General features: G+C 67.4%; 12 protein-coding genes. 10 read left to right on the top strand and 2 right to left on the bottom strand.

Annotated elements, in window-relative coordinates; translation table 11 throughout:
- The first annotated feature begins 2 nt into the window (after positions 1–2).
- From QZ294_RS08005 to QZ294_RS07995, 3 genes are read left to right on the top strand one after another with little or no spacing between them, the layout of a single operon-like run.
- Positions 3–830, top strand: coding sequence for an amidohydrolase family protein (locus tag QZ294_RS08005; protein WP_297048723.1), 828 nt, complete (start codon positions 3–5; stop codon positions 828–830).
- Positions 827–2236: an MATE family efflux transporter gene (locus tag QZ294_RS08000; protein WP_297048722.1), complete on the top strand. Its 1410-nt coding sequence runs from the start codon at positions 827–829 to the stop codon at positions 2234–2236. Before QZ294_RS08005 ends, QZ294_RS08000 begins: the two co-directional genes overlap by 4 nt.
- Positions 2233–3144 carry a glycyl-radical enzyme activating protein gene (locus QZ294_RS07995; RefSeq protein WP_297048719.1) on the top strand — a complete coding sequence of 304 codons (912 nt, stop codon included), beginning with the start codon at positions 2233–2235 and terminating at the stop codon, positions 3142–3144. The genes QZ294_RS08000 and QZ294_RS07995 overlap by 4 nt, the downstream gene beginning before the upstream one ends.
- A 370-nt stretch (positions 3145–3514) precedes the next feature.
- Here QZ294_RS07995 and gap read toward each other — a convergent pair whose 3' ends face one another.
- Both gap and QZ294_RS07985 read right to left on the bottom strand, forming a co-directional pair.
- Complete coding sequence (gene gap / locus QZ294_RS07990; RefSeq protein WP_297048717.1) at positions 3515–4531, bottom strand: type I glyceraldehyde-3-phosphate dehydrogenase; 1017 nt, start codon at positions 4529–4531, stop codon at positions 3515–3517.
- 60 nt (positions 4532–4591) lie between these two features.
- Positions 4592–5146 carry a GAF domain-containing protein gene (locus tag QZ294_RS07985; RefSeq protein WP_297048714.1) on the bottom strand — a complete coding sequence of 185 codons (555 nt, stop codon included), beginning with the start codon at positions 5144–5146 and terminating at the stop codon, positions 4592–4594.
- A gap of 263 nt (positions 5147–5409) precedes the next feature.
- Here QZ294_RS07985 and QZ294_RS07980 point away from each other — a divergent pair, with 263 nt between their 5' ends.
- The 7 genes from QZ294_RS07980 to mreC all read left to right on the top strand — a co-directional run.
- A complete protein-coding gene (locus QZ294_RS07980; protein WP_297048713.1) occupies positions 5410–6252 on the top strand; it encodes a sulfide/dihydroorotate dehydrogenase-like FAD/NAD-binding protein in 843 nt (280 codons plus the stop codon).
- On the top strand, positions 6242–7657 hold the full coding sequence (gltA, locus tag QZ294_RS07975) for an NADPH-dependent glutamate synthase (protein ID WP_297048710.1): 1416 nt from the start codon (positions 6242–6244) through the stop codon (positions 7655–7657). The genes QZ294_RS07980 and gltA overlap by 11 nt, the downstream gene beginning before the upstream one ends.
- A gap of 56 nt (positions 7658–7713) precedes the next feature.
- Positions 7714–8541, top strand: a complete 828-nt coding sequence (locus QZ294_RS07970) for a histidinol-phosphatase (protein WP_297048708.1) — start codon at positions 7714–7716, stop codon at positions 8539–8541.
- Positions 8542–8546: 5 nt separating this feature from the next.
- Complete coding sequence (locus QZ294_RS07965; protein WP_297048706.1) at positions 8547–10025, top strand: ATP-binding cassette domain-containing protein; 1479 nt, start codon at positions 8547–8549, stop codon at positions 10023–10025.
- Positions 10026–10094: 69 nt separating this feature from the next.
- Positions 10095–11513, top strand: coding sequence for a [FeFe] hydrogenase H-cluster radical SAM maturase HydG (gene hydG, locus QZ294_RS07960; RefSeq protein ID WP_297048704.1), 1419 nt, complete (start codon positions 10095–10097; stop codon positions 11511–11513).
- A 201-nt stretch (positions 11514–11714) separates the two neighbouring features.
- Positions 11715–12755 (top strand): rod shape-determining protein, encoded by a 1041-nt coding sequence (locus QZ294_RS07955; RefSeq protein WP_297048702.1) that lies wholly within the window; start codon positions 11715–11717, stop codon positions 12753–12755.
- Positions 12756–12826: 71 nt separating this feature from the next.
- On the top strand, positions 12827–13965 hold a 1139-nt coding region (mreC, locus tag QZ294_RS07950; RefSeq protein ID WP_297048700.1), incomplete at its 3' end, for a rod shape-determining protein MreC.

The raw sequence follows: 13965 nt of genomic DNA, 5'->3' as shown, positions 1-13965 counted from the left end.
CCATGAAATTCATTGACTTCCGGTATCGTCCCTGCGTCAAGGCCGTCATCGATTCCATCGTCAACAATCCCGCGTTCAGCGGCTTTGTGGCCGAAACAGGCTTCGGCAGGGGTCCCGCGCCCACGCTGGCGCAGGAAGTGGAGCAGTTCCGCTCGCTGGGCGGCGAGAAGTTCGTCATGAACGGCCGCGACTGCGAAACCGTTTCCCGCGCCGCGTCCTCCAATCCCGGCGTGCTGGAGGCCATGAAGGCCTATCCCGACACCATCATCGGCTTTTACGGCGTGGACCCCTACAAGGGAATGCCCGGCCTGCGGGCCTTTCGCAAGGCGGTGGAGGAGGACGGCTTCGCCGGCGCGTCCATCGATGCCGACATCTGCCGCCTGCCGCTCAACGATGCGCGCTTCTACCCGCTCTATACCGTCTGCTGCGAGCTGGACGTGCCCATCATCATGACCACAGGCCCGGCGCCCATGCCGCGCATCCCCATGTGCAACACCCGGCCTGTGCTCATCGACAGCGTCGCCGCGGACTTTCCCGAGCTGCGTATCGTCATGAGCCACGCGGCATGGAACTTCCCGTACGAGGCGCTTGCCACGGTGTTCCGCAACGAAAACGTGTTCATGGATATTTCGGACATGACCATGAACATGTGGATCTCGCTCTATGTGCCTGTCATCAACACCAGGCTTGCGGACAAGATCTTCTTTGGCAGCGCGCATCCCTTCACCCATGTCTCCGAAGCCCTTGACGTGACAAAAAACCTTGGCTTCACCGAGGACGTGCTGGAAAAGGTGCTTTACGGAAACGCCAAAAAATTCCTGAAGCTGTGAGCGCCCCGGCGCCGGAAGCGGCACACGCGAAAAGTCCCCTTGCCTGCGCGCCGCTGCCCGGACTCATCGTTTCGCTGGCCCTGCCCGCGATGCTGTCCCAGGTCATCACGCTGGGCTACAACATCGTGGACAGGGCCTACCTCGGGCACACCCTTGAGGGCGTGGCGTCCATCACGGCCGTGGGCATCTGCGTTCCCGTGACCACGCTCCTGCTCGCCCTCGTCAACCTCTTTGCCCGCGGCGGCGCCCCGCTGGGGAGCATCAGCCTGGGCGCGGACGACACGGAGACAGCCGAGCGCATCCTTGGCGCGTCGCTCTTCTGGCTCGTCTTCTGCGCGCTGGTCTCCACGCTGGCGCTCCTGTTCTGGGCCGAACCGCTGCTCGGACTCTTTGGCGCCGGCGAGGCCACCCTCGCGCCCGCGGCGCTGTACCTGCGTATCTACAGCCTGGGCAATCTGGTGATGATGACCGGCCTGGGCCTGAATTTTTTCATCAATGCCCAGGGATTCACGCGCGTGGGCATGATGACGCCGCTCATCGGCTGCACCGCCAACATCCTTCTGGACCCGGTCTTTATTTTCGCTCTGGACATGGGCGTTGCCGGCGCGGCGGTCGCCACCGTCATCGCGCAGTCCCTTTCCCTGCTCTGGGTGCTGCGTTTTTTCCGGGGTCCGCGCTGCCTGATCCGCATCCGCAGAAAGTTTTTCACCCCCGGGGGCAGCCTGGCCGGGCGCATCTCGCTGCTTGGCTCTGCGCCCGCCTTCATGGTCGGCAGCGAGGGGATACTGGTGCTCTGCTTCAACCTGCAGATGGGCAGGTTCGGCGGTGAGCAGGCCATCGCCTCCATGACCATCCTCAGCGCGCTCTTCCAGGTGCTGCTCCTGCCCATGGTGGGCATCTACCAGGGCGCGCAGCCGGTGGTGAGCTACAACTACGGGTCCGGGAACATCGGCCGCGTCCGGCGGGCCATCCGGCTCACGGGCGTGGCGCTGTGCGTCTATTCCGTCCTCATGACAGGGCTGATGGCCGGGTTCCCGGCATTCTTCGCCGGCCTGTTCACCGACAACGAGGCGCTCGTCCGCGCCACGGCGCCGCTGTTGCGCATCTATATTTCCGGCGGCTTTCTGCTCGGCGTCACGGTCGTCAGCCAGGAAAGCTACAATGCGCTCGGCCATGGCAGGCTGGCGCTCTTTTTCGCCCTGTTCCGCAAGGGCATCCTGCTCATCCCCCTCATCTACGTTCTGCCGGCGCTGCTGGATGCCAGGATCGAAGCCGTCGTCCTTGCGGAAACCATCAGCGACATCACCGCCGCCCTTTGCAGCGGCGTGTATTTTCTTGTTTTTCTCCGCAAAACGTTCAGCGGGGGCGCCAAGGCCGGACCCCGGATACAAGGAGAGCATGCATGAGCAACAACGACATCACGGGGATCGTGTTCAGTACCCAGAAATTCAGCATCCACGACGGCGCGGGCATCCGCACCCTGGTCTTCCTCAAGGGCTGTCCCCTGCGCTGCCGCTGGTGCAGCAATCCCGAATCGCAGCACTTCGAGCCTGAGCACGCGTTCAACCCCAACCGCTGCCTTGGCGCCGAACAGTGCGGCCGCTGCCTGGCCGTCTGCGAGAACGGCGCCCTGAAGCTCACCGCCGAAGGACTCCTCCGCTTTGACGCGACGGCCTGCACACACTGCGGCGCGTGCGGCCGCGCCTGCCCGTCGGGCGCGCAGACCATCTACGGGGAGCGGCGCAGCGTCGCCGACATCCTGCGCAAGATTGAGGAAGACGATGTTTTTTATCAGCGCTCCGGCGGCGGACTCACCCTTTCCGGGGGCGAACCCATGGCCCAGCCGGACTTTTCCCTGGCCCTGCTGCGCGCGGCGCGCAAGGCGCGCATCCACACCATGATGGAGACCTGCGGCCACGTTCCAACGGAGCGCTTCCACGAGGCGTGCCAGTTGCTGGACGGACTCATCTTTGACGTGAAAAGCCTGGACAGCGCCCGGCACAGGGAATTTACCGGCCAGGACAACGGGCAGATCCTGAAAAACCTGCACCATGCGTTTGAAAACTTCCCCGACCTGCCCGTGACCGTGCGTACGCCGGTCATCCCGGGCTTCAACGATGCCCCGGACATGATCCGCGCCATCCGCGCAAGCCTGCCCAGGCGCGACAATGTGCGCTACGAGGTCCTGACCTATCACCGGCTGGGCATGCCCAAATACGGCTACCTGGGGCGGCCGTGGCTCATGGGCGACGCGCAGGCCGACGAGGCCCTCATGGCGAAGCTCCGCAAGGAGCTTGCGGAGGAGGAGTCCTGAACCCGCCGCACACCCCGGAGCGTTTTTTGCCTGGCGCTGTCCATTTTCAAGCACTTCGCCGCCTTCGATGCTCCAGGCGTTGTGACGGAGGAGACCCATACGCCCGTTCTCTAGAGCAGTTTGGATACTTTCAATACCAAACCGCTCTAAATGCCAGGGACCAGACAACGGGGCATTTTTCTGAAGCATGTCCCGTGCCGGCGGCGCCAGAGAAAAAATTCGGAGCTGTCCTGATGTCCGCGTTTGCACGCAGACGCCAGGACAGCTCCTCCTGTTGCATTGCCGTGTCATGCCGCCATAAACGCCATGCCCGCCCCGGCGGACCGGAGCGGGCAACGGCGCACGCAGCGTCTGCCTGCAAAAGCGGGCGCTACAGGCCCTTGTTCTTCATCAGGCAGATGAGGTCGCAGACGCGGTTGGAATAGCCCCATTCATTGTCATACCAGGCCACGGCCTTGATCAGGTGGCCGTCCTGCACCGTGGTGTAGGACGATTCCACGATGGACGAGGCCGGATTGCCCTTGAAGTCCATGGAGACCAGGGGCTTGTCGTTGTATTCGAGCACGCCCTTGAGGTAGGTCTCCGAGGCGCTCTTGAGCTTGGCGAGCACTTCCTCGGTGCTGGTCTCCTTTTCGAGGATGCCGGAAAAGTCCACCACCGAGACGGTGGGCGTGGGCACGCGCAGGGAATAGCCGCTGAACTTGCCCTTGAGTTCGGGGATGACCTTGGCGACGGCCTGGGCCGCGCCCGTGGAGGTGGGGATGATGTTGCAGGCCGCGGCGCGCGCCCGGCGCAGGTCCTTGTGGGCCATGTCGAGGATGCGCTGGTCGTTGGTGTAGGAGTGGATGGTCACCATGTTGCCGAGCTTGATGCCGAATTCCTTCTGCAGCACCAGAGCCACCGGGGCGAGGCAGTTGGTGGTGCAGGAGGCGTTGGAGACGATATTGTGTTTGGCGGGGTCGTACTTGTCCTGGTTGACGCCCATGACGATGGTGATGTCTTCTTCCTTGGCGGGCGCGGTGATGATGACCTTCCTGGCGCCGTTTTCCAGATGCACGGCGGCCTGGGGCGCGGTGCGGAAGATGCCGGTGCTCTCCACCACCACGTCCACGCCGTAGTCGCCCCACTTGATCTGCTTGGGATCGCGCTCGGCGAAGCAGTGGATCTTCCAGTCGCCCACGGTCACGGTGTCGCCGTCGATTTTGGCGTCGAGATGGGCGCGGCCGTAGACCGAGTCATACTCGGCCAGGTGGAAATTCGTTTCGGCGTCGAAGAGGTCGTTGATGGCGACCACTTCCACCTGATCCTTGTAGCGCTCGTGCAGGGCGCGGAACACCTGGCGACCAATGCGACCGAAGCCGTTGATGCCGACCTTGACGTTGCTCATGGGTATCATACCTCGTTCAGTGGCTGGATATCTCTGGGGTCGCGCCGGAGCGTTCCGGCGCTAGTCTTCGTAAACGGAATAGGCGTGCTTGCTCATCAGCTCGTAGTTGTTGCGCAGAGCGTCATGCAGGCGCGCGTTCTCGATGGCGAGCGCGGAAACGGCCGCCACGGCTTCCATGAAGGTCTCCTCGTCCGGGGTGAACTCGCGTTCCACATCGGAATAGACGCGCATGAGGCCGATGGCCTTGCCATCCGCCATGAGCGGCACGGAAAGCACGGAAACGAGCCCCTCGGCCTTGGCCGATTCAGGGTACTGGAAACGGCCGTCGGCGGCGGCGTCCTTGAGGTGGATGCTCTTGCCCGCGAGCACCTCGCTGTCCATGCCGCTGCGCTTGACCTCCACGGGACCCTTGCGCATGTAGCTGGCCGAAAGGCCCCACGCCGCGCTCGGCAGAAGGAAGCGGCCCGTGCTGTCCAGCAGGCGGATGGTGCTTGCCTTGCAGCCCATGGTCTTGGCGGTCTGTTCGGTGATCTTGTGCAGCACTTCCTTGGGTTCCAGGCTGGAATTGATGACCAGCGCAACGTCCCGCAGGGCGCGGAAATAATCCTGGGCCATGGTATCCTCCTCGTTGGATGGCGCAAGAGGGAAACACGCGCGCGAAAGCACCGCCTCCGCGCGGACAGCATCAATAAAAAAAAGGATGCCGGATGGGCGAGAGGAAGTATGCCCTATTTTTCCCGGAGAGGCAATGGATGCCGGGATGCCTTCAAGGCTTGCCAGCCAAGGTATTCGCGCCTATGCTGCCAGGTGCCGGATGACCCGGCGCCCGGCCGCGGCGCGTTGCCCGCCCGGCCATCACCCGAGGGGGAGGAGATGCCATGCCCACGCCCATTCTGCACAAGGAGCGCCTGATCCCCGGCAAGACGAGCAAGCTCGTGCTCCACGCGCCCGAGATCGCGGCCAAGGCCCGACCGGGCCATTTCGTCATGCTCCGCATGAGTCCTGCGGGCGAACGCATTCCCCTGACCATTGCCGATGCCGACGCGGCCCGGGGCGAGATCACCATCGTCTATCTCGTGCTCGGCAAGTCCACGGCCCTGCTGGAAAGCCTGGAGGCGGGCGACGCCATCCCGGATGTGTGCGGCCCGCTCGGGCGGCCCACGCGCATCGAAAAGCTCGGCACCGTGATCTGCGTGGGCGGCGGCACCGGCATCGCGGCCATGCACCACATCGCCCGGGGGCACTCGCGCGCGGGCAATCATGTGGTCGCCATCATCGGCGCGCGCGAAAAGCAGTTGCTCCTTTTCGAGAAAGAGCTGTCCGGCTTCGTGGACGAGCTTGTCATCTGCACGGACGACGGCAGCTACGGCCGCAAGGGCCTGGTCACGGAGCCGCTGGTGGAGCGCCTTGCCGCCGGCGGCGTGGGCGAGGTGGTGGCCGTCGGGCCGGTGCCCATGATGGCGGCCGTGTCGAAGGCCACGCGTCCCTTCGGCGTGCCCACGACGGTGAGCCTCAACCCCATCATGGTGGATGGCATCGGCATGTGCGGCGCCTGCCGCGTGACCGTGGGCGGCAAGACGAAGTTCGCCTGCGTGGACGGCCCGGAATTCGACGGCCATCAGGTGGATTTCGACGAGCTTCGGCGCAGGCTCGCGGCCTTCCGGGAACAGGAGGCGACATCCTTTGACCGCTACAGGAAGGAGCAGCCCCATGGCAACTGAAACATCCGCCAGAAACGTGGCCCCGCGCGTGGACATGCCCTGCCAGGCTCCGGCCGAGCGTCGGCGCAATTTCCGTGAGGTGGCTCTGGGCTATACCGGGGAAATGGCCGCCGCCGAGGCCGCGCGCTGCCTCCAGTGCAAACGGCCCACCTGCGTGAAGGGCTGCCCCGTGGAAGTGCCCATCCGCGATTTCATCCGCGAGGTGGCGGCCGGCGACCTTGAAAAGGCCTACCGCATCATCCGCGCCGCCAACAGCCTGCCCGCCGTCTGCGGCCGCGTCTGCCCGCAGGAGCACCAGTGCGAGGGCAAGTGCATCCTCAAGGCCAAGGGGCAGCCTGTCGCCATCGGCCGTCTGGAACGCTTTGTGGCCGACAGCCATCTGGCCGCCTGCGAGACGGCCCCCGGCGCCTGCCCCCCGGCGCCCGGTCCCCGCGCCGCCGGCCGGGTGGCCTGCATCGGCTCCGGACCCGCCTCGCTCACCTGCGCGGGCGTCTGCGCCGCCGCCGGGCTTGAGGTGGACGTCTATGAAGCGCTGCACGAGGCCGGGGGCGTCCTCGTGTACGGCATCCCGGCCTTCCGTCTGCCCAAGGACGTGGTGGCGGCCGAGATCGCCGGCCTGCGCGAGCTTGGGGTGAGCTTCCACCTCAACCATGTGGGCGGCCGCACCGTGGATGTGGCCGAACTGCGCGAGAGCCATGACGCGGTCTTCATCGGCGTGGGCGCGGGCCTGCCGGTCTTTCTCGGCGTGCCGGGCGAAAACCTGGTGGGCGTGTTCTCGGCCAACGAATATCTCACGCGCATCAATCTCGGCCGGGCCTACGGGTTCCCGGAATATGACACGCCATCCTTCCCCGGCCGGCATGTGACGGTCTTCGGCGCGGGCAACGTGGCAATGGACGCGGCGCGCACGGCCCTGCGCATGGGCGCGGAGAGCGTGCATGTCGTCTATCGCCGCACGCGCGCGGAAATGCCCGCGCGCGGGGAGGAGATCGAACACGCGGAGGAGGAGGGCGTGCAGTTCGCCCTGCTTTCCGCGCCGGTGCGCTTCAACGGGGACGAACAGTCGCGCCTGGTCTCCGTCACCCTCCAGACGATGGAACTGGGCGAGGCGGACGCCTCGGGCCGGCGCAGGCCGGTGCCCGTGGAAGGCGCGGTGCGCGACCTCGCCACGGACCTCGCCATCGTGGCCCTGGGCACGCGCTCCAACCCCATCCTGCTGGACGCCACGCCCGACCTGGCCCGCACGGAGCGCGGCTATATCCAGGCCGATCCCGAGACCGGCGAGACCTCCATCCCCGGCGTCTTCGCGGGCGGCGACATCGTCACCGGCGCGGCCACGGTCATCCTCGCCATGGGCGCGGGCCGCAGGGCCGGGCAGGAGATCGTGCGCCGCCTGGGCGCCTGAAACCGCTTCCCGGCCCGGGGGCGGAGAGGTCCCGACGGGCCGGGCATATGACAGTCATGATCAGCGCTGACCTGCATACCCATACCCGCTATTCCCACGGCGCGGACAGCCCGGCGGCCATGTATGCCGCCGCGGCCGCCGCCGGTCTTGAGATCATCGGCTTCAGCGAACATTCGCCACGGCCGGAGGGCTTCACCTACCGCCATGAATACCGCGACAGGCTCGCGGCCTCCCTGCCGGACTACTTCCGGGAGGTCAGGGAACTCAGGGACGGGGCGCGCCCGGGGCAGCCCCGCGCCCTGCTTGGCATGGAAATGGACTGGCTGGAGGGCGAGGAGGCCTTCACCCGCCGGGCCTGCGCCGCCGAGGAGTTCGACTATCTCATCGGCAGCGTCCACTTTCTCGGGCGCTGGGGCTTCGACGACGGCGACGAGGCGTGGCGCGCCGCCGGGCAGGAAGAGTGCAACGCGTGGTATGACGCGTACTTCACGGCCTGGGAGTCCATGCTCGGCTCCCGGCTCTTCCAGATCGCCGCGCATCCCGATCTCATCAAGATCTTTTCCGTGGAGCGCTTCCGCGCCTGGCTCGACCGGCCGGAAAGCCGCGCCCGCGTGCGCCGCTGCCTTGTGGCCCTGCGCGACGCGGGCATGGCTATGGAGATCTCGTCGGCGGGCCTGCGCAAGCCCTGCCGCGAGATCTATCCCGCGCCGCCCATCATGGAGCTGGCCGCCGGACTGGGCATTCCCGTGACCTTCGCCTCGGACGCCCACAGCGTCCGGGACGTGGCCCGCGATTTCGACCGGCTGGCGGACTATGCGCGCCGCTTCGGCTTTGCGCGGCAGGTGGTGTTCGAGCGCGGCGGACGGCGCGAGCTTCCGTTTTGAACGGCATGGACTCCCGGGATCTTCTCGTCGGCATCGAGGGCGTGAGCTGCTTTCTGCCCGGCGACGCGGCGCGGCGCCCGGTCCTGACCGACATTCACTGGCAGGTGGCGGCGGGGGGGCACTGCGCGCTCTTCGGCGCCAACGGGGCGGGCAAGTCCAGCCTGCTCCGCCTTGTGGCGGGCGAGCTTTGGCCCGCGTCCGGCCGCATCCTCTGGCGGGGACCGGACGGCATGGAAGACGCGCCCCTTGCCGGGCGCGCCCTCTGCACCCTGGTCTCCCCGGCCGTGCAGGAGGGCTGGCAGCGGCGCGCGCCGGACATGACGGCCCTTGAAGCGCTCATGGCCGCCATCCGGGAGGTCGCGCCCCGCACCCCGGCGGAAGAGGCCGAGGCCCGCGCCCGCTCCGCGGCGGGGAGCCTGGGCTGCGTCGCCCTCCTGACCAGGCGGCTGCCGGAGCTTTCCCAGGGGCAGCTCCGCCTGGTGCTCCTGGGCCGCGCCCTGGCGCGCGACCCGGCCCTGCTCCTGCTCGACGAATATCTGGACGGCCTGGATTCCGGGCACCGGCGCCGTCTTGACGATGTGCTGGCCGCCTATGCCGCGCGGGGCACGGTCATCTTCGCCACCCACCGGCCGGAGAGCGTGCCGGACTGGTGCGCCGGACGCGCGTGGATGCGCGACGGGCGCCTGTTTGCCGGGGAGCCGCCCGCCGGCGCGGCCGCGGCCGCGGCCCTGGACGCCCGCCATCCCTTCCGCTCCGCTCCGGTGGGGACGGAGGGGGGAGCGGCGCCCCCGATCTTCGACCTGGCCCGGGTCAGCGTCTATATCGACCGGCGCAAGGTGCTCCACGACATCACCTGGCAACTGCGGCCGGGCGAGCACTGGCGCATCTCCGGACCCAATGGCTCGGGCAAGTCCACCCTGCTCCGGCTGCTGGCCGGGGACGAGTTCGCGGCCGCGGGCGGCAGGCTCACGCGCTTTCTGCCGTCGCTCGGGCGCGAGGCGGCCACCCTTGAGGAGACGCGGCGGGGCGTGCGGCTCGTCTCGGATCTTTCCCAGGCGCTCTATGGCTATGCCCTGAACGGTCTGGAACTTCTCTGCTCCGGGCTGGACAACAGCATCGGCATCTACCGGGAGTTCAGCGCGGAGGAGCGCGCGGCGGCCATGGCGCTGCTGGAAAGCTTTTTTCCGGGGGGCCGGGGCGTCCGCCTGGCGGCGACCTCCATCCGGCGCATGTCCACGGGCGAACTGAGGCGCCTCTTTCTCGCGCGCGCCCTCATGGGGGGTCCTGATGTCCTCCTGCTGGACGAACCCTGCTCCGGTCTGGACGCGGAGAGCCGGGCGCGCTATCTTGAAGCGCTGGAACGCCTGGCGGCGTCCGGCGCAGGGCCGGCCCTGGTCTTCGTTTCCCATGAAGCGGGGGACGCCCCGGCCTGCTGTTCCCGCGAGGCGCGGCTGGAAGACGGCCGCCTCACCATTTCCGCCTGAAGCTCCGCCCCGCGTCACGCATCTTCTCAACGCCCGCGCGTCCCTGGCGACGCGCGTCAGGGTATCGCCATGTATGATCCGCACTCCCGCCATGCGGCGGAATTCATCGACCAGGCAGAAGCGGCCGCCGCCGTGGCCGAAGCCGGCCGGCTCGCCCGCGACCCGGCGGCCGTGCGCGACATCCTCGCCAAGGCCGCGGAGCGCAAGGGCCTGAGCCACCGCGAGGCATCCGTCCTGCTTGCCGCGGACGACCCGGAAACCACGGCGGCCATGTTCGAGCTGGCCGCGCAGGTCAAGCGCGATTTCTACGGCAACCGCATCGTGCTGTTCGCGCCCCTCTATCTCTCCAATCACTGTATCAACGGCTGCACCTACTGCCCCTACCATCGCGCCAACACGCACATGCCGCGCAAGAAGCTGAGCCAGGAGGAGATCGTCCGCGAGGTGACGGCCCTTCAGGACATGGGGCACAAGCGCCTGGCCGTGGAGTCCGGCGAGCACCCCAAGGAAAACCCGCTGGACTACATCATCGAGTCCATCCGCACCATCTACGGCATCCACCACCGCAACGGGTCCATCCGCCGCGTCAACGTCAATATCGCCGCCACAACGGTGGAGGACTACCGCCGCCTGCGCGACGCGGAGATCGGCACCTATATCCTGTTCCAGGAAACCTATGACCGCGCGGCCTACGAAACGCTGCACCCCACCGGACCCAAGCATGACTACGCCTGGCATACCGAGGCCATGGACAGGGCCATGGACGGCGGCATCGACGATGTGGGGCTGGGCGTGCTGTTCGGGCTGGGCGCCTGGCGGCGGGAGTTCGCCGCCCTGCTCATGCACGCCGAGCACCTGGAGGCCGTCCACGGCGTGGGTCCGCACACCATCAGCGTGCCGCGCGTGCGCCGCGCCGACGGCATCGACCCGGCGGATTTCGCCCACGGCATCGACGACGCCACCTTTGCCCGCATCTGCGCCTGCATCCGCCTGGCCGTGCCCTATACGGGCATGATCGTCTCCACCCGCGAAAGCCGCGCCGTGCGCGAGCGGGTGCTGGGCCTGGGCGTCTCGCAGATCAGCGGCGCCTCGCGGACCAGCGTGGGCGGCTATGCCGAGCCGGAAGCCGAGGAGGAGAACTCGCGCCAGTTCGACGTGAGCGACAACCGCAGCCTGGACGAGGTGGTGCACTGGCTCATGGGCCTGGGCTGCATCCCGAGTTTCTGCACCGCCTGCTACCGCGAGGGCCGGACCGGCGACCGGTTCATGAGCCTGTGCAAGAGCGGGCAGATCCAGAACTGCTGCCATCCCAACGCGCTACTCACGCTCAAGGAGTATCTGGAGGATTATGCAAGCCCGGCCACGCGGGAACGCGGCGAGGCGCTCATCCGCAGGGAACTGGAAAACGTGCGAAGCCCCCATGTGCGCGCCATCGCGCAGCGCCACCTGGCGGCCATTGCCGAGGGCCGGCGCGACTTCCGGTTTTAAAGCGCTTCCGCAAGGGAATCGCGAAACCGCTCCGGCGGCCGCACCGCCCGGGGGAAAAGATTTTGAACTTCCCCCCGCGCGGCTTGACTTCGCGGCAAATTTGGAAGAACACTTTTCAGCCCGGCGCGAAAGCGTTTTCCGGGATATTTCTGCATGCGCGCCGCGCATGCGCAGCAAGCGGCAGAACGAGGCGAACAAAGCATGTCCAAGGTTCTGGATGTCGTACTGGGCCTGTTTTCCAACGATCTGGCTATTGATCTGGGAACGGCCAATACCTGCGTCTATGTGAAGGGCCAGGGCATCGTGCTGCGCGAGCCCTCGGTGGTGGCCGTCAAGAAGGATGCGCGCGGCAACAACATGGTGCTTGCCGTCGGCCAGGACGCCAAGCGCATGCTCGGCCGCACGCCCGGCAATATCTGGGCCATCCGTCCCATGAAGGACGGCGTCATCGCCGACTTTGAGGTCACGGAGGCCATGCTCCGCCACTTCATCGCCAAGGTGCACAATTCCCGGCGCATGGTGCGGCCGAGGATCATGATCTGCGTGCCCACGGGCATCACCCAGGTGGAAAAGCGCGCGGTCAAGGAATCGGCCCAGTCCGCCGGCGCGCGCGAGGTCTATCTCATCGAGGAACCCATGGCCGCGGCCATCGGCGCGGACCTGCCCATCCAGGAACCCACCTCCAACATGGTGGTGGACATCGGCGGCGGCACCACGGAGGTGGCGGTCATCTCCCTTTCCGGCATCGTGTATTCGCGCTCGGTGCGCGTGGGCGGCGACAAGATGGACGAAGCCATCATGACCCACGTCAAGCGCAAGTACAACATGCTCATCGGCGAATCCTCGGCGGAAGAGATCAAGATCAAGATCGCCTCGGCGTATCCGCAGGACCCGGAACAGCAGATCGAGGTCAAGGGCCGCGACCTCGTCACCGGCATTCCGCAGAACATCATCATCACCTCCGAGGAGGTACGCAAGGCCATTTCCGAACAGGTGGACAGCATCGTCCAGGCCGTGCGTATCGCGCTGGAGCAGACGCCGCCCGAGCTGGCCGCCGACATCGTTGACCGGGGCATCGTCCTCACCGGCGGCGGCGCCCTGCTCAAGGGGCTGGACCAGCTCCTGCGCGAGGAGACCTCCCTGCCCATCACCGTGGTGGACGACCCGCTCTCCACCGTGGTCGTGGGCACGGGCAAGACGCTGGACAATCTCCATATCTTCAAGGAAGTCTGCATAGATTGAGCGGACCCGCACGTGGATACGGCGCCCCGGTCTTCCGGCCGCAGGGCTTCAGCGGCCGGGGGTAGGCTTCCGTGAATCTGCGGCGCATCCTCATTCTTGCGGGCGTTCTGCTCATCCTCTTTCTGGGCATGTATTCCTGGAACCAGCGCACGCACGCCCTGGATGACATCGCCGCCGCCGTCGGCCTGGAGGTCGGCGGGGCCGTGCTCGGCTCGGTACGCAGCGTGCAGGATGTGACCGCCAATTTCTGGGATCGCTACTTCGCCCTTGTGGATGTGCGCGAGGAGAACCTGCGCCTCAAGGCGCGCGTGGACGAGCTTGAGTCCCGGCTGCTTGCCAGCGGCGAGGACCTCGCCGAACTCAGGCGCCTGCGCGAGCTTGTCCAGTTGCCCGTGGACGTGAGCTGGCGCCCCCTGGGCGCGCGGGTGCTCGCCGGGCGGCTCGGTCCCAATGCCGTGCTGGACAGCATCACCATCAGCAGGGGCTACGCCACGGGCGGGCGCCCGGGCACGCCGCTCGTCACCCATCTTGGCCTGGTGGGCCGGGTGCTCAAGGCCAGCCCCCACGCCTCCACAGCCCTGCTCATCACGGACCCCGGCAGCCGCGTGGCGGTTTTCGGCCAGGAGAGCCGCGCCCCCGGCATCCTCATGGGCAAGGGCATGGGGCGTGAGCTGGAAGTGAATTTTGTCCAGCGCGACGCGGGCGTGAAAAACGGCGAGGTGCTCGTCACTTCCGGCCTGGACGGCAAATATCCCAAGGGGCTGCCCGTGGCCCGCGTGGTGAGCGTGGCCCCTTCGGACTATACCCAGTTCATGGCCGTCAGCGCCGTGCCGCTGGTGGATCTTCAGCATCTGGAAGAGGTGCTCCTGCTGGAGCCAAGCGGTCTTGCGCCGCCGCCGGAGGAACCCGAGGGTCCGCCCCCGGTCTTTGTGGGTCCGCCGGAGCCTGAGGGCCTGCCCGGGCGCCCGCTGCGGGCGCAGGCGCCGCGCGCTTCAGGGCAGGGCGCCGCCCCGGCCGCAAGCCCGGCTGCCGCCGCCACAGCAGCCCCCGCTGCCGGGATGCCGCGCAACAACGCCACGGGCGCTCCGGAGCCGGTCGTTCCCGCGCCGCAGCGGCAGCGGGCCGTTCCCGGCGGGACCGCCGGGCAGGGGTCCGGTCCGGCACCCGCGACGACGGGCGCGCCGTCCGCGGCGTCCGGCCGGCCCGCAGC

This window comes from uncultured Desulfovibrio sp. (assembly GCF_910584445.1).
GTDB lineage: Bacteria > Desulfobacterota > Desulfovibrionia > Desulfovibrionales > Desulfovibrionaceae > Desulfovibrio.
This window is presented reverse-complemented; position numbering and strand designations above follow the sequence as displayed.

Bases quoted from the DNA above. Each gene is read 5' to 3' on its own strand.
- gap (WP_297048717.1), bottom strand. From the start codon at position 4,531: ATGAGCAACGTCAAGGTCGGCATCAACGGCTTCGGTCGCATTGGTCGC.
- QZ294_RS07970 (WP_297048708.1), top strand. From the start codon at position 7,714: ATGATCAGCGCTGACCTGCATACCCATACCCGCTATTCCCACGGCGCG.
- QZ294_RS08005 (WP_297048723.1), top strand. From the start codon at position 3: ATGAAATTCATTGACTTCCGGTATCGTCCCTGCGTCAAGGCCGTCATC.
- QZ294_RS07965 (WP_297048706.1), top strand. From the start codon at position 8,547: ATGGACTCCCGGGATCTTCTCGTCGGCATCGAGGGCGTGAGCTGCTTT.
- gltA (WP_297048710.1), top strand. From the start codon at position 6,242: ATGGCAACTGAAACATCCGCCAGAAACGTGGCCCCGCGCGTGGACATG.
- QZ294_RS07995 (WP_297048719.1), top strand. From the start codon at position 2,233: ATGAGCAACAACGACATCACGGGGATCGTGTTCAGTACCCAGAAATTC.
- QZ294_RS07955 (WP_297048702.1), top strand. From the start codon at position 11,715: ATGTCCAAGGTTCTGGATGTCGTACTGGGCCTGTTTTCCAACGATCTG.
- hydG (WP_297048704.1), top strand. From the start codon at position 10,095: ATGTATGATCCGCACTCCCGCCATGCGGCGGAATTCATCGACCAGGCA.
- QZ294_RS07985 (WP_297048714.1), bottom strand. From the start codon at position 5,146: ATGGCCCAGGATTATTTCCGCGCCCTGCGGGACGTTGCGCTGGTCATC.
- QZ294_RS07980 (WP_297048713.1), top strand. From the start codon at position 5,410: ATGCCCACGCCCATTCTGCACAAGGAGCGCCTGATCCCCGGCAAGACG.